Annotated in this window: 16 protein-coding genes and 2 tRNA genes; 10 read left to right on the forward strand and 8 right to left on the reverse strand. The window is 63.4% G+C overall.

The genetic code is table 11. The annotated features are described in order from the left end of the window. Nucleotides 1-32: 32 nt before the first annotated feature. On the reverse strand, nucleotides 33-770 hold the full coding sequence (locus C487_RS17605; RefSeq protein ID WP_006187190.1) for a creatininase family protein: 738 nt from the start codon (nucleotides 768-770) through the stop codon (nucleotides 33-35). Between the two features lie 130 nt (nucleotides 771-900). Here C487_RS17605 and C487_RS17610 point away from each other — a divergent pair, with 130 nt between their 5' ends. After that, nucleotides 901-1,923 carry a phosphatase PAP2 family protein gene (locus C487_RS17610; protein WP_006187191.1) on the forward strand — a complete coding sequence of 341 codons (1,023 nt, stop codon included), beginning with the start codon at nucleotides 901-903 and terminating at the stop codon, nucleotides 1,921-1,923. Beyond that, the gene (locus C487_RS17615) at nucleotides 1,910-2,254 is read left to right on the forward strand and encodes a DUF5789 family protein (protein WP_006187192.1); all 345 of its coding nucleotides are present in this window, start codon (nucleotides 1,910-1,912) and stop codon (nucleotides 2,252-2,254) included. The genes C487_RS17610 and C487_RS17615 overlap by 14 nt, the downstream gene beginning before the upstream one ends. 45 nt (nucleotides 2,255-2,299) lie before the next feature. Here the strand turns inward: C487_RS17615 and C487_RS17620 are convergent, their stop codons facing one another. Together C487_RS17620 and C487_RS17625 are read right to left on the reverse strand one after the other, a co-directional pair. Next, nucleotides 2,300-4,297: an ABC transporter ATP-binding protein gene (locus C487_RS17620; protein ID WP_006187193.1), complete on the reverse strand. Its 1,998-nt coding sequence runs from the start codon at nucleotides 4,295-4,297 to the stop codon at nucleotides 2,300-2,302. Between the two features lie 32 nt (nucleotides 4,298-4,329). Continuing rightward, entirely contained in the window at nucleotides 4,330-4,974 is a 645-nt protein-coding gene (locus C487_RS17625; protein ID WP_006187194.1) for a DUF192 domain-containing protein, read from the reverse strand. Between the two features lie 62 nt (nucleotides 4,975-5,036). On the opposite strand from C487_RS17625, the gene C487_RS17630 reads away from it, so the two are divergent. Continuing rightward, nucleotides 5,037-5,110: transfer RNA gene (locus tag C487_RS17630), tRNA-Val, on the forward strand. A 193-nt stretch (nucleotides 5,111-5,303) separates the two neighbouring features. Here C487_RS17630 and C487_RS17635 read toward each other — a convergent pair. Continuing rightward, a complete protein-coding gene (locus tag C487_RS17635; protein WP_006187195.1) occupies nucleotides 5,304-5,750 on the reverse strand; it encodes a DUF7344 domain-containing protein in 447 nt (148 codons plus the stop codon). A 220-nt stretch (nucleotides 5,751-5,970) separates the two neighbouring features. Between C487_RS17635 and C487_RS17640 the strand changes: the two genes are divergently transcribed. After that, nucleotides 5,971-6,044 (forward strand) — tRNA-Phe (locus C487_RS17640). A 256-nt stretch (nucleotides 6,045-6,300) separates the two neighbouring features. Here C487_RS17640 and C487_RS17645 read toward each other — a convergent pair. Together C487_RS17645 and C487_RS17650 are read right to left on the reverse strand one after the other, a co-directional pair. Beyond that, nucleotides 6,301-6,876: a hypothetical protein gene (locus C487_RS17645; RefSeq protein ID WP_049908256.1), complete on the reverse strand. Its 576-nt coding sequence runs from the start codon at nucleotides 6,874-6,876 to the stop codon at nucleotides 6,301-6,303. Between the two features lie 37 nt (nucleotides 6,877-6,913). Beyond that, nucleotides 6,914-7,264, reverse strand: a complete 351-nt coding sequence (locus tag C487_RS17650) for an FxLYD domain-containing protein (RefSeq protein ID WP_006187197.1) — start codon at nucleotides 7,262-7,264, stop codon at nucleotides 6,914-6,916. A 933-nt stretch (nucleotides 7,265-8,197) separates the two neighbouring features. Here C487_RS17650 and C487_RS17655 point away from each other — a divergent pair. From C487_RS17655 to C487_RS17675, 5 genes are all read left to right on the forward strand, one after another. Then, on the forward strand, nucleotides 8,198-8,875 hold the full coding sequence (locus C487_RS17655; RefSeq protein WP_175417045.1) for a helix-turn-helix domain-containing protein: 678 nt from the start codon (nucleotides 8,198-8,200) through the stop codon (nucleotides 8,873-8,875). 237 nt (nucleotides 8,876-9,112) lie between these two features. Further along, nucleotides 9,113-9,877: an SDR family oxidoreductase gene (locus C487_RS17660; RefSeq protein ID WP_006187199.1), complete on the forward strand. Its 765-nt coding sequence runs from the start codon at nucleotides 9,113-9,115 to the stop codon at nucleotides 9,875-9,877. A 208-nt stretch (nucleotides 9,878-10,085) separates the two neighbouring features. Continuing rightward, complete coding sequence (locus tag C487_RS17665) at nucleotides 10,086-10,769, forward strand: helix-turn-helix domain-containing protein (protein ID WP_006187200.1); 684 nt, start codon at nucleotides 10,086-10,088, stop codon at nucleotides 10,767-10,769. A gap of 116 nt (nucleotides 10,770-10,885) precedes the next feature. Continuing rightward, entirely contained in the window at nucleotides 10,886-11,866 is a 981-nt protein-coding gene (locus C487_RS17670) for an aldo/keto reductase (RefSeq protein WP_006187201.1), read from the forward strand. Nucleotides 11,867-12,016: 150 nt separating this feature from the next. Then, nucleotides 12,017-12,877, forward strand: coding sequence for an aldo/keto reductase (locus tag C487_RS17675; protein WP_006187202.1), 861 nt, complete (start codon nucleotides 12,017-12,019; stop codon nucleotides 12,875-12,877). Between the two features lie 36 nt (nucleotides 12,878-12,913). On the opposite strand, the gene C487_RS17680 is transcribed toward C487_RS17675, so the two are convergent. Next, entirely contained in the window at nucleotides 12,914-14,197 is a 1,284-nt protein-coding gene (locus tag C487_RS17680) for a hypothetical protein (RefSeq protein ID WP_006187203.1), read from the reverse strand. 207 nt (nucleotides 14,198-14,404) lie between these two features. Between C487_RS17680 and C487_RS17685 the strand changes: the two genes are divergently transcribed. Then, nucleotides 14,405-15,253 carry an alpha/beta fold hydrolase gene (locus C487_RS17685; protein WP_006187204.1) on the forward strand — a complete coding sequence of 283 codons (849 nt, stop codon included), beginning with the start codon at nucleotides 14,405-14,407 and terminating at the stop codon, nucleotides 15,251-15,253. Nucleotides 15,254-15,285: 32 nt separating this feature from the next. Here the strand turns inward: C487_RS17685 and C487_RS17690 are convergent, their stop codons facing one another. Then, nucleotides 15,286-15,639: a hypothetical protein gene (locus C487_RS17690; RefSeq protein WP_006187205.1), complete on the reverse strand. Its 354-nt coding sequence runs from the start codon at nucleotides 15,637-15,639 to the stop codon at nucleotides 15,286-15,288. Nucleotides 15,640-15,665: the final 26 nt, after the last annotated feature.

Here is a 15,665-nt window from a genome sequence, read left to right on the forward strand (position 1 = left end):
CCCGCCGCCGACGGACCGCTCGCCTGCACCCCCTACCGGCGCTCGGGCCGCGAGACATCGCGCTCGGCGACCGCCTCGAGCAGCCGAGCCAGCGCGTCCGCCGCTAACTCGAACAGTTCTGCACCCCGCTTGGCGTCACCGTCGTCCGGATCGCCGACGACTCCGTTTTCCGTAAACTCCGCCGCGTCGTAGGCCATGTTGACGTAGCTCGTCCAGTCGCCCCAGCCGTCGGCTCCGCCGGCTCGAGCCGCTTCGATCCGGTCCTCGCGGATCAATGCCGGCTCGAGGTGTCGCAGGAGTCCCGTCTCGAGGGGGCCGCCGTGGCCCATCTCGTCGCTGTGCTCGCCGACGGCTTCGAACCAGGTGAAGGGGACGGCGTACGCGTCGCCGGCTCGCGTGAGCCGGCCGCCCACCTCACGGAGGGCATCGACGTTGCCGCCGTGGCCGTTGACGAGGACGACCCGATCGAACCCGTGGTGAGCGAGGCTGTCGACGGCCTCGCCGACGTAGTCGCGGAACGTATCCTCGGAGACCCACATCGTTCCGGGGAACTGCCGGTGCTCCTCGGCGATCCCGACCGGAATCGCCGGCGCACGCACGACCTCCCGGTCGACCCGCTCGATCCCGGCGTCGGCGATCGCTTCGGCGGTCAGCACGTCCGTCCCGAGAGGCGCGTGGGGGCCGTGTTGTTCCGTGCTTCCGACGGGGACGACCGCAAGGTCCGTCTCGAGGTCCCGAACGTCCGTCCACGTCGCCGTTGTGAGGTCCATACCGGAGTATGCCGACCGTGTCGGCATGAAACCCGCGGTGGTCGACACGCCCCGGTCTCGCTCCCCGGACCCACGGACCCTGCATGTTCCCGCCCGAGCGTTATCCACGCTACCGTCGAAGAGGGGCCGTATGAACCGCGGCGCTGCCCTTCTCGAGTCGATTCGCGACTTCGTCCCGCAGTGGGGTGTGGCCGTTGCCGCGGCCGTCACTCGACTCGGCGACGGCCTGCTGTTGCTCGCGCTCGGCATCGGCGCGTCGTGGGCGATCGCGTGGCGACGGACGGGGCAGCGCGGCCGGCAGTTCGGGACCGGCCGGCCCTCTCGACGGCCCGACGGACCCTGGTTCCTCGCCGTTATCGTCGGCGGCCTGGCGACGATGACGGCGCTGAAGCACCTCTTTTCCTTACCGCGTCCCGAACTCGCGACGGTCGAGTCGACCGTCTTTCCGTCGCCGATCCGCTCGGTGTCCCGCTCGAGCGCGAGCGCCGGCGGCTACGGCTTCCCGAGCGGTCACGCGGTCGGTGCGACCGTCACCTACGGGCTGTTCGCGATGGTGTTCGAGACGGGGACGCGACGCCTCCGTCTCGCGGGGGCCGGTGTGATCGTCACCGCCGTCTGTCTCACGCGGCTCGTGCTCGGCGTCCACTACCCGCTCGATGTGGTCGCAGGCGTCGTCGTCGGGTGGTGTTATCTCGCCGGCGTGCGGTGGCTCCTCGAGCGGTCGCCGTTCGATCGAACGGCAACCGCGTTCGCACTCGCATTGGGACTCGCCGGCGCGGCGATGGTCGCCAGCGGCCGTGCGGACAGTGCCGTCGCGTACGCGGCGCTCGCGGCCGGCGCGCTCGCAGGCTGGACCCTCGAGCAGTCGACACCACCGCTCGGGTCGACGGCCGTCGACCGACGCCGACTAAAGCCGGTGGCGCTGCTGGTCGCGGTCGTTTCCATCGCCGCCGTCGTCGGGATCGGCGTCTCGAGCGGGCCGTCGAAACTGCTCGTTTCGGCTGCCCTTCTCGGCTTCCTGTCGACACTGCCGGCACTCGCCTTGTCGCGCGTGCGAATGGTCGTCCAGCGCCGCTTGCAGCGGTGTCACGGCGAACGCAGGCCGAACCCGTTTGCGTCGCCGACCCCTTCGCGTACGTATGTCCGACGATAGCCGCGAACGCGGCGTCGAACTCGGCGAGCTACGGGAGACGCTGGAGCGCGAGGAGTATCCCATCGGCCACGACGAGTTGCTCGAGAAACACGGCGACGAAACGGTCGAGATGAGCGGCAATACCACGACGCTCGCGGATCTCATCGGGCCGCTGGGCGAAGACGAGTATCGGGATTACGGTGCGGTCGAGCAGGCGATCATGAATATGGTCGGCGACGAGGCGATCGGACGGAAGAACTACAGCGACCGCACGCCGCCCGCAGCGGGCGAAGAGCGGCAGGACGAGGGCGGACCGGGGCAAGACGACCAAGGAGAGCAGGAATCGTTTTAGGCCGCTGGTCGGAGACATCGACCGCGGCGTCGATCGCAGCACTCGTCAGTCGTCGTCGCCGACTTCGGTCCGCGCCTGCCTGCGCTGGGCGCGCTCGATGAACTCCGCGGGAAGCTCGTCGATCTCGCCGGCCTGCACGCCCCAGAGATGCGAGTAGAGTCCGCCGTTCGCGAGCAGTTCGTCGTGGGTCCCCCGCTCGACGATCTCGCCGCCCTCGAGAACGAGGACCTGATCGGCGTCCTTGATCGTCGAGAGCCGGTGGGCGATGGCGAACGTGGTTCGATCCTCGGCGAGGTCGTCGATCGAGCGCTGGATGAGCATTTCCGTCTCGGTATCGACGTCGCTGGTGGCCTCGTCCAAGACGAGGATGTCGGGATCTTTGAGGATCGCGCGGGCGATGGAGATCCGCTGGCGCTGGCCGCCCGAGAGCTTGACGCCCCGTTCGCCGACTTCGGTGTCGTAACCCTCGGGGAGGTTTCGGATGAACTCGTGGGCCTCGGCCATCTTCGCGGCCTCGATCACGTCCTCGCGGTCCGCGTCGAAGGCCCCGTACGTGATGTTCTCCTCGACGCTCCCGTAGAAGAGGAACGTGTCCTGGCTGACGTAGCCCAACGATTCGCGCAGGCTCTCGAGGGTCACGTCCCGAATCCGTTGGCCGTCGACCCGGATCTCCCCCTTGTCGACGTCGTACATCCGCAAGAGGAGTTTGAGGACCGTCGACTTGCCGGCCCCGGTGGGGCCGACCAGCGCGAGCGTTTCGCCGCCCTCCACGGTGAAATCGATATTCTCGAGGATCGTCTCGCCGTCTCCCGACTCACGGCGGTCGCCGTCCGACTGAGCGGCGGCGCGCCGGGTCTCCCCCTCGCCGTACCCGAAGGACACGTCGTCGTACTCGACGCGGCCCTCGGTCACCTCGAGATCGGGGGCGTCAGGCTCCTCGCCGACCCGGTTGGGCTCGTCCATCAGCCCGAAGATGCGGGCGCTCGAGGCGCGAGCCCGCTGGTACATATTGATGATCTGGCCGAACTGCGCCATGGGCCAGATGAATCGCTGGGTGTAGAGGATGAAGACGACGAACATGCCGGTGCTGAGGTCGCCCGAGAACGGGCCCGGTGGCCCCTCGATGACCCAGAGCCCGCCGACGAGGAAGGTAACGACGAAGCCGATCCCCGCGAGCACGCGCAGGCCGGGGAAGAACTTGATTCGCGTCCGAATGGCCCCCCAGTTGGCGTCGAAGTACTCCTTGGAGACGGCTTCGACGCGGTCGGACTCGTATGCTTCGGTCGTACTGGACTTGATGACCTGAATCCCGCCGAGGTTGTTCTCGAGTCGGGAGTTGACCTTACCGACGGTTGAGCGGACCTGTGCGTACTTGGGCTGGATCGTCTGGATGAACAGGTACGTGAAGGCGGCGATTAACGGCACCGGGAGCAGGGCGACCAGCGCGAGTTGCCAGTTGATCGCGACCAGCAGCCCGCCGATACCGAGCACCATCACGAGCAGCCGAAACAGGGAGTTCAGCCCGTCGTTGAGGAACTTCTCGAGGCGGTTGACGTCGTTCGAGAGGATCGACATCATCTCGCCGGTCTGCTTGTCGGCGAAAAAGCCCATATCGAGGCGCTGCATCTCGTCGTAGGTATCGGTCCGGATGTCGTGTTGGACGTTCTGAGCGAAGGTGTTGAACCCCCAGTTTCGGGTCCAGTGAAAACCCGCCGAGAGGAGGAAGGCACTCGCGATGATCCCGATCGTCAGCCAGAACTGCGCCAGCCGTCCCTCGGGGACGGCGGACGCGACGAGCCCCCCGCCGACTGGGAACGCCTCCGCGTACGGGATCTCCTGACGGATCACGGCGTCGATCGCGACCCCCAGCATGAGCGCCGGGAGCAGGTCCAGAATCCGTGCGAAGAAACTCGCAATGATGCCGATGACTGCAGCACCCGTGTAGTTCGACCCGTACTCGAGGAACAGCCGCTTCATCGGATTCTCGACCTCTTCGCGCTGTTCCTCGAACGGATCGTCCGCGTCCGGCTCGGCGCTATTCATTGGCCGTGCTCAGGGGTCGCCGGCAATAAGGATTATCGACGCACCGACCCATGCTCGGCGGCGACCGCTACCGGCACGATCGGCTCGTGTTCCGCCCTCGTGACGGCCTGCGTGAGCGTCTCGGAGCCGCTCCCGATAATACCGCCCCGATTCTCGAGGTCAATGTCGACCTCGTCCCCGACTTCGATGCCGGTCTCGTTCGCGTAGCCGCGTGGTACTTCGAGGACCCACTTTCCGCGCCCGGTGTATCTGAGCTCTTCCCCGTCCTCGTCGGGACCGGGCGCGCGGGCGTGGTGAATCGTCGTGATCTCGCGATCCGCGTCGATGAAGACGATGTCGATATCGAAGTCCATCCCGCGCATCACGTAGGTCTGTTCCCGTTCCTCGTCGTGGACGAACAACATGCCATTACCCGGCTCGAGCGAGTCGTGGTCGCTCAACCCGGTGTACCGCTCGACACCGGAGTCCGCGACCGCCACGTCGACGACGGCTTTGGGGATGCGGTTACCGCCACCGTCCGCAGTCGTCTTCCCGTCGCCCCCGCCATCGAAAACACGGACCTCACCGCTGTCAGGAGCCCACGGAGCCGAGACGAGCCCCACCTGAACGAGAAGCAGGCCGACGAGAGAAAGACCGGCGATCACGAGTAGACCCCGCAATACGTACTCGACTGCCATGCAGATGTCCTGCACGACGAGAGAGTAAAGGTTATTCGGACGGACCCACTCGTTGCGGATGCGGGCTCGTGGTCTAGCTGGTCATGACGCGGCCTTTACAAGGCCGAGGTCGGTGGTTCGAACCCGCCCGAGCCCACTATTGCTGGCGCGAACGATTTCGTGAGCACCGGCAGTGTGACGAAAAGACGGTCCGAATCAGGGAACCGCTTCGCTGTGACCGTGGTTCGAACCGGCAGGATGTCGTCGCCTCAGTCCGACGAACGACCGCGGTAGTCCCCTCGAGTCGGCCGAATCCATGTTCCTCTCGACCCGAGATCAACCCGGACCGGTCACTGCTTGAGTCGCGCGACGTTTTCGCGGATCTGGCCGAGGAGGCCATCCCCGGACTCGGTCTGGAGCGCGGCGTGCAGCGTCGAGTTCTCCGGCTCGTCCTCGACGACGATCCGGAGGTACGGCTCGAGCTGTTCGAAGTTGTCCGCGAGGACGACGGTATGGTTGTCCTCGTCGTGGTCGACGACGCCTGCATCGTCCAGTTTCGGGACGTGACACTGGACCGATGAGACGTAGACGCTCTTGTATTCGTTCTTCGCGACTTCGTCGGGCGGCACGTCGTGTTCCCAACCCGCGACCGTCTCCGCCAGCGTCGAGAGTTCGATCGGCTCGTCGTGTCCGCGCAACGCATAGAGGAGGTAGCGACGGCGGCGGTTCGCCAACAGCTCGAGGATGGTGTTGGCGTCGAGTTCTCGGGCCTCCTGACTCGAGGTAAGGGCTGCCATAACACGATATTACTCCCCAGTGCTGAAAAGGGTGTCTTGAATATCCGAAATTCCAACAGACGCCGGGTAATCACGTATAGAAATCCCGTATCGTTCACGTTACTCGGTTTCCCGACACTTACTCGGACCGTCGAACCGGTATCGGGTCTCCTGTAAGTGGCGTGGAACACCGATTCCGATTCGAAATCCTTTTTTATACCCTGGACGGAGAATGGGGTAGGCCGCCTTAGCTCAGACTGGGAGAGCACTCGACTGAAGATCGAGCTGTCCCCGGTTCAAATCCGGGAGGCGGCATCCTTTTGCGGTTCGTTGCAGATTGACCGTACAGCGGTGGATTTCGGCAGTGTTGCCCCCGCGATTTCCGGAGAGATTTGAACCGGCTCACGAACGCACCCTTCGCCGTCGGGCGTTTCATTACATTGTACGTGCCGAGGCATCTTCATTCCTTCCCTTGTTACGGGATGAATTGTGGAGTATCGTCGGCTACGAGTGTCGTTTTCGCGTGATTTGGATTCAATAGTGGTGAGTGAGAAGGTTGTCTCGCGCCCGCTCACCGGAGGTGTTCGAGAATCTGTAGGATACGGAATCCGAGTTCGCCGTAGTCCTTCTCGGTCTGCCCCGCTCGCTCGCGCAGTTCCTCTATGCGCTCGGTGTACTCTTCGTTGATTACGAGTTCGAGTTCTGCGTCCCGTTTCTCTTCGAACTCGTCGGCCAGATCGTACAAGCCTGTTAGCAAGAATTTCTCGTCACGGTCTCCGCGCACGACGGGCGACCAGAACTGGAACACGTAGGAATCGGCGTCGAATAGGTCGGTGACGTACTCTTGATCAGCAGTGAACTTCTGCCAGAGCCGTTCGAGGGTGTGCTGGTAGTCTTCGTTCCCGTACTCTGCCCACCGGTTGGTGGCAGGCGTCCCCGAGTAGTGAAGTCCGTCGATATGCGTCACAACCTCGCAGGTGTAGATGATTTGCTCACCCTCGTCGGTATTCTCTACACCAATCACGTCGATCTCGAGTTGGTCGCCTTGCTCCTGCGACCGTTGATTGTACATCACCAACTCACACCCCTCTATCAACCGAAGGTACGATCCTACCAGTAATTCACCTGATTCGGGCTGTTCAGTCATACACCTACTCGTGATTGGCACCTGAAAAAATGGGTGGTCAGAACCCGAGCGAGACTTCGACTTCGTATTCTTCGATACGGCTCGCGTCTTGACTCGTGTACATACAGTCGAACTCCCATTCACGACCAGCCGCGAGATCGTTCACGTTGTCGGGTCCTTCACCGATCTGCGTTCCATCGGCGTCGAGGAACGTTGCGGTCGCTTCGACGTAAGAGAGTTCCCGGTCAGCGTTGTTGACAGCAGTGCCACGGACACTGGACTGAAATCCCTCGTCGTAGAACTCGTGGTCCAGAATCTCTACGTCCGACTGGTCGCTGTCGTCATCATTGTTCTGTTTCTCACTCCGCTTGTCGTAGTGCTTATCAAGTACGTCCGAACCCACGTTCATGCAGTCGCTCACGACCTTTTCAGGCGCATCTTCGGAAAGATGGTGCGTGAACTTTCACGTCGAATATCGTGGGAAGAGACGTTCACTGGACACTTGCTGTAGCCGTTGTCGTGGGTTCCCTCACAGGTATCCGGATCACGATTATGTGGACAGTCTACTCCGTCGTAGCACGGTCGAGTGACTTTGTAGACCGTCTCCCGTGAGAGACGACTGTACTGACTGGTGACGAGAGGCTTTCGGCCGGAGTCGCCCCGCGTATCTGGTCGGTTATGTTCGATGTAGCCATCCATGGCGCTACAGACGGTGCCACTCAACACGATGATTCGTTCACCCTCCTTCCCGTTCTTGAGCGCGGTACCAGTTTCGGGTCGGTGACGGGCTTAAGCTCCCCGTCGTCGCGCCGCCACGTTTGGAACTCTTGGAGCTTCCGCCCGGTGAGGTCGTTCATGTTGTCAACGTCAGCCTACCTCGTTGCACATCGAATGAAGTGCTTCAGTCGATAGTGGTAGCCGTCGAGAGTCGATTGGGACACCTCGCGCTTGCGAGCGTTGAGGTACATTTCCTTTGCGCGTTCCGGTGAGATGGGTCGGAGTTCCTGACTCATTTCAATCACCGAAACACCCGACCAGCATGGCACGCACTCGACTGAAGATCGGGCTGTCCCTGTCCCCGCGAGCGAAGCGAGCAGGTTCTTAGGCGTAATTCAGAATTCGGGAGGCGCATCCTTCTCCAATTCGTCACGTAGCGGCCATACAGCAGCTGATTTCGGCAGTGTTTCTGCCTCGAGTCGGAGGGATTTGAACCGGCTCACGAACGTCCCCATCGCCGTCGGGCGTTTCGTTATTCACGAAAACACCGTGGGCGAAGCCGTAGTCCCTAGTGCCCGCGTGCCGATCCAGAATATTAACTGTACGTGGAGCGTTCCGCTCCACAATGACGGTTACGACTGAATTACGGCTCCGATCAGCCTCGCTGCCGCTTGTGGAGCTTACGGCGTCACTGCAACCCGACGAGGTCGAGTGCGTACACGCACTCTGTCTACAGTCGGACGTTCGGATATTTACCGTCCGGATCGATTCGACGGACGATGTCTCCGACGACGACCTCGCGGCGCTCGAGGAAGTCGTGGAGGTGACGGCGCTCGGACGCACGAACGGGAAACGGATGTACCAACTCACCGTCGAACTCGCGGACGCCATCTCGGAGGCGTTCGACCCCGACCGGTTCGACGGGGCGCAACTGGAGCCGACGACCATCACGCCGGAGGGCTGGTACGAGAAGAAGGTGTTCAAAGACTACGAGACGTTCGCCGAGTTCCGAACGAGTTGTGAGGAGCACGGTATCCCCATCGAACTCGTCTCGATCACCGCTGACGCCTCATCAACTGCTGACTCGTCACGGCACGGATTAACCGACCGCCAACACGAGGCGCTCACGCTCGCGATCGCTCGCGGCTACTACGACAGCCCACGCCGAACCTCGATGGAGGCGCTTGCCGAAGAGTTGGGCATTTCACAACCCGCGCTATCGACTCTGCTCCGTCGTGCGGAGCGGCAGGTCCTCACGTCCGCGCTCGACGCACGGAAACACGTCGAGACGGTCTCCAGCTAATATCGCCTGCATGTGCCCGTATCCGGATACTGACGATAGGACCAGTCTCGAGTCGCTGACAAGGAATTCGTCGGCGATCGAGTTCGGATCACCGACGGACTTCGGGGATCGCTGCTTGACGAGCCGGTTCCGGACGCGAGTACGCGCCCGAGAGTCTCGGTCCGGCCCACTGGACTACTTAAACACCCTTTCCATATAACAGCAGTCCCAAACCGGTCGCGACCCTCGGTTCGGGTGATGACAACAGCATTCGGTTCTGAACTGGACGGGCAGGTCGCGATCGTTACGGGAGCGTCTTCGGGCATCGGCGAAGCAACGGCTACCGCGCTGGCATCGCGCGGTGCGAGCGTCGTTCTCGCCGCCCGACGCGAGGACGCACTCGAGGAAGTCGCCGCCCGGATCGAGGACGAAGACGGGGAGGCGCTCGTCGTTCCGACCGATATCACGGACGACGACGACATCGATGAACTGGTCGAGACGACGACTGACGAATACGGTCGGATCGATATCCTCGTGAACAACGCGGGCTACATGCCGCTCGCACACATTGCGGATGCGGATCGGGAAACCCTCACGACGACCATCGATGTCAATCTCGACGGGCTGCTCACGCTCACCCACGCCGTCGTTCCCACGATGCTCGAGCAAGAACGCGGACACGTCGTGAATCTCTCCTCGGTTGCCGGACGGTTTGCGATGGAGAACAGTTCGCATTATATGGCGGCGAAAGCCGGCGTGACCGGCTTCGGCCGGGCGCTTCGACGCGACGTCGCCCAAGAGGGACTCCGCGTTTCGACTATCGAACCGGGGGCAGTCAACACGGCGCTCACCGAGGACATCCCCGACGACGAGGTCAAGTCCTACGTCGAGGACTACAACCAATCGATGCGACAGCTCGAGCCCGCTGATATCGCGCGGACGATCACGTTCGTCGTGACACAGCCAGACCACGTAGATATCAACGAAGTCCTGATCCGGCCGACGGATCAGGTTCAACCGTAGCGCACAGCCGAGGGCAGCAAACTCGGCCGGCATCGGTATCGGACAGCGCCAGTGACGGTCGGTGTCCGAGACGACGGCCGCCTCGGGGATGCGCATCGTCTTGTAAATCAAGATACTCCTGTCCGGAGACGTAATCCGTGATAGAAACGACGATCATGACGGCCATTACCCCTGTGAGACGCGCGATAACGGAGGCAAACCCCATCCGATGACGATCACGACTGAATTCCGTCTCGAGTCACCCTCGCTTCCGCTCCTCGATGTCGCCGAATCGGTTCGGAGTACGGAACTAACGTGCGTTCACGGGCTCCAACTCCGAGACGGCGTCCAGTTGTTCCTCGTCCAGATCGACAGCACGGACGACGTCTCCGAAACGGAACTCACAACGCTCGAGAACGTGAGGGCGGCGACGCTGGTCGGACACACGAGCGACGAAGCGATTTACAAGATCACCGTCGAACTCGAGGACCGACTCACACGCCTCTTCGATCCCGAACGGTTCGATATCGCACCAGTCGAACCGCCCACGATTTCGCCGAAGGGCTGGTACGAGCACAAACTATTCAAGAGCTACGCGGAGTTCAACGACTATCGAGCCTGCTGTCAGGATCGTGACATCGAACTCGAACTCGTTTCGGTCAGCCCCGATCCGTCCGCGATCGAGGGCCCCTCACGGCACGGATTAACGGACCGTCAACACGAGGCGCTCACGCTTGCGCTCGCTCGTGGCTACTACGACAGTCCGCGTCGAACGTCGACCGAAGACCTCGCCCACGAACTCGGCATCTCGCAGCCGTCGATGTCGAGTCTCCTTCGCCGCGGTGAACGACAACTCTTCTCGTCCGTACTCGACTCTCGGAAAGAAGGGCGGATTCGGTCCGGCAGGGAGTGACGGTCACCGGGACGAACTCGACTCGTCCGTCTCCCGCTCGGTGGGGTACTTAAACATGCTTTCTGAACAGCATCGAGTCCATGAGAGACGACCCCCAACTATAGGTTGTCTCAACCATGGACTACACGACCCTTGGATCGACCGGGATGGAGGTCAGTTCGCTCTGTCTCGGCTGCATGAGTTTCGGATCGAGCGAGTGGCAACCGTGGGTCCTCGACGAGGAGGAGTCACGGGAGATCATCGAACGGGCGATCGACCTCGGCATCAACTTCTTCGACACCGCGAACGTCTACTCGTCGGGCAAGTCCGAGGAAATCCTCGGGAACGTTCTCGCAGAGTACGATCGTGACGAACAGGTCGTCGCGACGAAAGCATTCTTGCCCCCTGAGGAGGACCCGCATCCGAACGCGACGGGGCTTTCCCGGAAAACCATCGAGCAGGAACTAGCGAACTCGCTCGATCGGCTCGGCATGGAGACGGTCGATCTTTACCAGATTCACCGCTGGGACTACGAGACCCCTATCGAGGAGACGCTGCGGGCGCTCGACGACGCCGTTCGCCGCGGGCAGACCCGCTATATCGGTGCCTCCTCGATGTGGACGTATCAGTTCGCGGATGCGCTCCACACCAGCGACCGTCTCGACCTCGAGCGGTTCGCGACGATGCAGAACCACTACAACCTCGTCTACCGCGAGGAGGAGCGCGAGATGCTCCCGTTCGCAGACCGGGAGGGGATCGGCGTGATGCCGTGGTCGCCGCTCGCTGGCGGCTACCTCACCCGTCCTCACGACGAACTCGAGGCGACGACGCGCGGCGAGACGGACAAGTACATCGATCAACTCCCGTATCGGGATGGCGGCGGTCCCGCGGTCAACGAGCGCGTCGCAGAACTCGCCGACGATCACGGTGTCACGATGGCACAGATCGCGCTCGCATGGCTCCTTCACAAGGAGTGGGTCACGACCCCGATCGTCGGGACGACCAGTGTCGAACACCTCGAGGACGCCGTTGAGGCGCTGGAAATCGATCTGTCGGACTCGGATATCGACTACCTCGAGGAACCCTACGAGCCGCTGCCGGTCGCCGGACACGAGTAGCCGCGCGCCGTCCGGACGATCACGCGATCGGCTCGAGGGGGGAGAGTCCGATACCGTCACTGGAGTCGAGCGACGGCCATCCCGTTCGGTAACCGGTGTTCTAGCCGGGGAAGCCAACCCCTCAAGGGGGACGAGGCTGTTGTTCCGTTCGTGAGCAGTAACTCGATCACAAACGAGAGCGACACGTTCGAGATCGGCGGTTCGACCGTTCGTCGGCTGGGGTTCGGCGCGATGCGGATCACCGGCGAGGACATCATCGGTGCGCCGGAGGACGAGGCGTCCGCACGCGAGGTCGTCCAGCACGCGGTCGACTGCGGCGTCGATCTCATCGATACGGCGGACTCCTACGGTCCCGCGGTGAGCGAGCGCCTCATCGGCGAGGCGATCGGCGACCCCGACGACGTCCTGATCGCGACCAAGGCCGGCCTGCTGCGCAACAGCGAGGGCGAGTGGCTCGCCCACGGCGACCCGGACTACATCCGTAATCAGGTCCTCACGTCCCTCGACCGGCTCCGGACGGACACGATCGATCTCTATCAGTTCCATCGGCCGGACGACGACACGCCTTTCGAGGACTCCGTCGCGACCTTCGCGGAACTCAAAGACGAGGGCCTCGTCGACGCGGTCGGCGTCAGTAACGTCTCCGCGGAACTCCTCGATCGAGCCCGTGAGCAGGTCGAGATCGAGACCGTCCAGAACCGGTACAACCTGAACGACCGCGGCAGCCGGGAGGTGCTCGAGATCTGTGCCGAGGTGGGGATCGGCTTCATCCCGTGGGCCCCGATCGACGGCGACGATCTGGCCGAACACGGCGACCTCCTCGACGAGATCGCCGAACGCCACGACGCGACACGACGACAGGTCGCGCTGGCCTGGCTCCTCGAGCGGTCCGCCGTCATGCTCCCGATTCCGGGCACGTCCGATCCCGCCCACCTCGAATCCAACCTCGCGGCCTCGCAACTCTCGCTCGGTGACGACGAGGTCCGCCGACTGACCGCGGCCGCCGACTGAAGGTCGACGTTCGACGGGTGTCCCCCGAGCGACCGGTCACCCCTCGAGTCGGCCGGCGATGCGCCGGGAGAGCGCCGTAAGGTAGAACGAGCCCCAGATCGCGGCGATGACGGCCCCGACGACGTCGTAGACGAGATCGACGATCGTGTCGGTGAGCCCGTGCTGGGCGAGGACCGCGTCGAGCCCGACCCGTTGTGCGCTTCGGTCGATCCCGAACTCCATGAGTTCCCAGATGACGCCGAATGCCAGGACGAACACGAGGATGAACGCGAACAGCATCGCGGGCGGGATGTAGATCTCGTCGGTGTGGAGGTCGATCGCCCGGACGACCGCGTAGCCCGCCGCAGCGACGATCGACGCCGAGATCGTATGCGTCAGGCTGTCCCACGGGCCGATCTGGGCGTACAAGCCGGCCGAACCGAGGACGTGGAGAAACACGGCCGCCGTGAGCCAGAACACGAGCCCCGGCTCGAGTGGCAGTTTGGCGTCTCGCTCGAGGACGGCCGGGAGGAACGTGATCGCGAGCGCGATGGCGGCGTTCGAAACCGTCGTCAGGTCGCGGCCGGCGATGCCATACAGCAGGAGGACGGCGAGGGCCGCCTGCATGAGGCGCGAGAGCCGTCTGACGGTCCCGTCGGGGACGTCCAGGAGATCACGGATCAGGGACGGGACGGGGGCAGGTTCCCCGTCGGGCGACGTCTTCCGCGGCGTCGGTGAGCCTCTGGCCTCGTTATCATCCGCGCCGTAGGACTGGAAGTAGCGCCCGAAGACGGCACCCGCGAGCAGGCCGGCGACCGCCGCGTAGGCGAAGTTGTACATCAATGCACGATTGGCGGCATCCTGTGAGCGGCCGTCTAGAATGTAGTCGGTCTCGAGGGTCACGTCGGCGAGCCACTGGGCGACGTGCCATGCCCCGGCGACGGCAAGGGTCGTCAGTACGACGAGTACCACCGCGAAGGCGTGGTTCATTCGTACCGCGGTGAAGCGGTCGATCTCGACGCACACGACGAGCGCGACCGCAGCGACGGCGACGTACACGGCGATCGACGTCAGGAACGATACACCGGATATCGCCGCATCGATGACGGGGAGCAAGACCAGACACAGTAGTTCCCAGGGTGGCATCACGAGCGGATTTCGGAACGCGGCGGCCGGCAGTAAGACGATCGCGACCGCGAACGCGGTAAACGCGAACCAGCGGTAGGCGTCGAAGAGTCCGTGGGCGATCGCGAGGGCGACGAGTGCGGCCGTGACCAGCCAGGCGAGCGCCGCGTTTCGCCGCGTTTTGTCGACCCGCCCGTCGAATCGACCGTCCGCCATACGCTCCCTACGCGACGACGCTCCTAAACGCGAGAGCATGCGAGAGCCACCGAACGACCGGTGTACGTCGGCCGGGACCGTCGTATCGCGCTCGATTTACTCGCCGCCGACCGTCTTTAGTCGTGCTCCGGCGGTCCCCGAAGGAACCACGCTGGAACCGCTCGCTCCGTACCGAAGACTGATATTTCAGCTTCCGAACGTTGTCGTATGGTCGCACACGACGACCTCGAGCACGGACAGGCCCGCGTCAACGGCGTCAAACTGCACTACGTGACCGCTGGCGACGGACTGCCCCTGGTATTGCTCCATGGCTGGCCACAGACCTGGTACGAATGGCGGAATGTCATTCCACACCTCGCCGACGAGTACACCGTTATCGCGCCCGATCTTCGCGGACTGGGCGACTCCGAAACCCCCGTTTCGGGGTACGACAAGGACACCGTCGCGACCGACGTTCGGGCCCTCCTCGACCACCTCGGACATGGCGACGACCCGATCGTGCTCGTCGGCCACGACTGGGGAATGCCGACCGCGTACGCCTATGCCGCCCAGTACCGCGACCATGTCCGTGCACTCTGCGTGCTCGAGGCCGGGCTACCGGGGATCAACGAGGACGAGAAACGCCAGCTTTGGCACACCCGCTTTCACAGTGTACGCGACCTCCCGGAGCAGTTGGTCGCCGGCCGAGAGCGACTCTATCTCGACTGGTTCTACAAGGAAGGCGCGTACGACCCCTCGGCGATCGACGACGACGCCCGTGAGGAGTACGTCCGCTGTTACTCGCAGGCCGGCGGGTTGCGGGGCGGCTTCGAGTACTACCGCGCCTACGAGACCGATGCCGAGCGCAATCGAGACCACGCCGAGGAGCCACTCGAGATGCCCGTGCTCGCCCTCGGCGGCGCGGCGTCCTTCGGGGACCTCCCGATCGGGGACATGAAAGCGGTCGCGACCGATGTCGAGGGCGAGGTCGTCGACCGCGCCGGTCACTGGATACCCGAGGAACGGCCGGCGTACTTCGTCGAACGCCTGACCGACTTTCTCGCGGACGCGGCGTGAACTGCCACGGACGCGAACCGGGTGGCTCGAGGTCAGTACTGGTCTCGAACGCGGTCGATCTGACACCGGACACAGAGATCGTCGGCGAAACAGGCGATATCGTCGTACGGGCACTCGTATTCGTCGATCTCGACGGACAGACGGCGCTTTGCGCGCTCCCACTCGGTCTCCCAGTCGTCGATGTCCATCTCGGACGACGTGAAGACGACCGCGCCGTCTCGATCCAGGATCTTCGCGACGGTGACCGAGCGGTGGTTCTCTTTGACGACGGCGATCGCGTCCTCGTAGGACGGACACCGGATCTCCTTTCGCCCCGACTGATCGTCCAAGAGACGGACGACGATGGAGCCGTCGTACTCCTCGGTCGGCTCCAGTCCATTGGTCATGGCAGCTACTGTTGGAACGCCGCGAC

The organism is Natrinema pallidum DSM 3751, assembly GCF_000337615.1.
GTDB lineage: Archaea > Halobacteriota > Halobacteria > Halobacteriales > Natrialbaceae > Natrinema > Natrinema pallidum.

What these genes read in the sequence shown, in the direction of transcription:
- C487_RS17605 (WP_006187190.1), bottom strand. Translation starts at nt 770, where the DNA reads ATGGACCTCACAACGGCGACGTGGACGGACGTTCGGGACCTCGAGACG.
- C487_RS17610 (WP_006187191.1), top strand. Translation starts at nt 901, where the DNA reads ATGAACCGCGGCGCTGCCCTTCTCGAGTCGATTCGCGACTTCGTCCCG.
- C487_RS17615 (WP_006187192.1), top strand. Translation starts at nt 1,910, where the DNA reads ATGTCCGACGATAGCCGCGAACGCGGCGTCGAACTCGGCGAGCTACGG.
- C487_RS17620 (WP_006187193.1), bottom strand. Translation starts at nt 4,297, where the DNA reads ATGAATAGCGCCGAGCCGGACGCGGACGATCCGTTCGAGGAACAGCGC.
- C487_RS17625 (WP_006187194.1), bottom strand. Translation starts at nt 4,974, where the DNA reads ATGGCAGTCGAGTACGTATTGCGGGGTCTACTCGTGATCGCCGGTCTT.
- C487_RS17635 (WP_006187195.1), bottom strand. Translation starts at nt 5,750, where the DNA reads ATGGCAGCCCTTACCTCGAGTCAGGAGGCCCGAGAACTCGACGCCAAC.
- C487_RS17645 (WP_049908256.1), bottom strand. Translation starts at nt 6,876, where the DNA reads ATGACTGAACAGCCCGAATCAGGTGAATTACTGGTAGGATCGTACCTT.
- C487_RS17650 (WP_006187197.1), bottom strand. Translation starts at nt 7,264, where the DNA reads ATGAACGTGGGTTCGGACGTACTTGATAAGCACTACGACAAGCGGAGT.
- C487_RS17655 (WP_175417045.1), top strand. Translation starts at nt 8,198, where the DNA reads ATGACGGTTACGACTGAATTACGGCTCCGATCAGCCTCGCTGCCGCTT.
- C487_RS17660 (WP_006187199.1), top strand. Translation starts at nt 9,113, where the DNA reads ATGACAACAGCATTCGGTTCTGAACTGGACGGGCAGGTCGCGATCGTT.
- C487_RS17665 (WP_006187200.1), top strand. Translation starts at nt 10,086, where the DNA reads ATGACGATCACGACTGAATTCCGTCTCGAGTCACCCTCGCTTCCGCTC.
- C487_RS17670 (WP_006187201.1), top strand. Translation starts at nt 10,886, where the DNA reads ATGGACTACACGACCCTTGGATCGACCGGGATGGAGGTCAGTTCGCTC.
- C487_RS17680 (WP_006187203.1), bottom strand. Translation starts at nt 14,197, where the DNA reads ATGGCGGACGGTCGATTCGACGGGCGGGTCGACAAAACGCGGCGAAAC.
- C487_RS17685 (WP_006187204.1), top strand. Translation starts at nt 14,405, where the DNA reads ATGGTCGCACACGACGACCTCGAGCACGGACAGGCCCGCGTCAACGGC.
- C487_RS17690 (WP_006187205.1), bottom strand. Translation starts at nt 15,639, where the DNA reads ATGACCAATGGACTGGAGCCGACCGAGGAGTACGACGGCTCCATCGTC.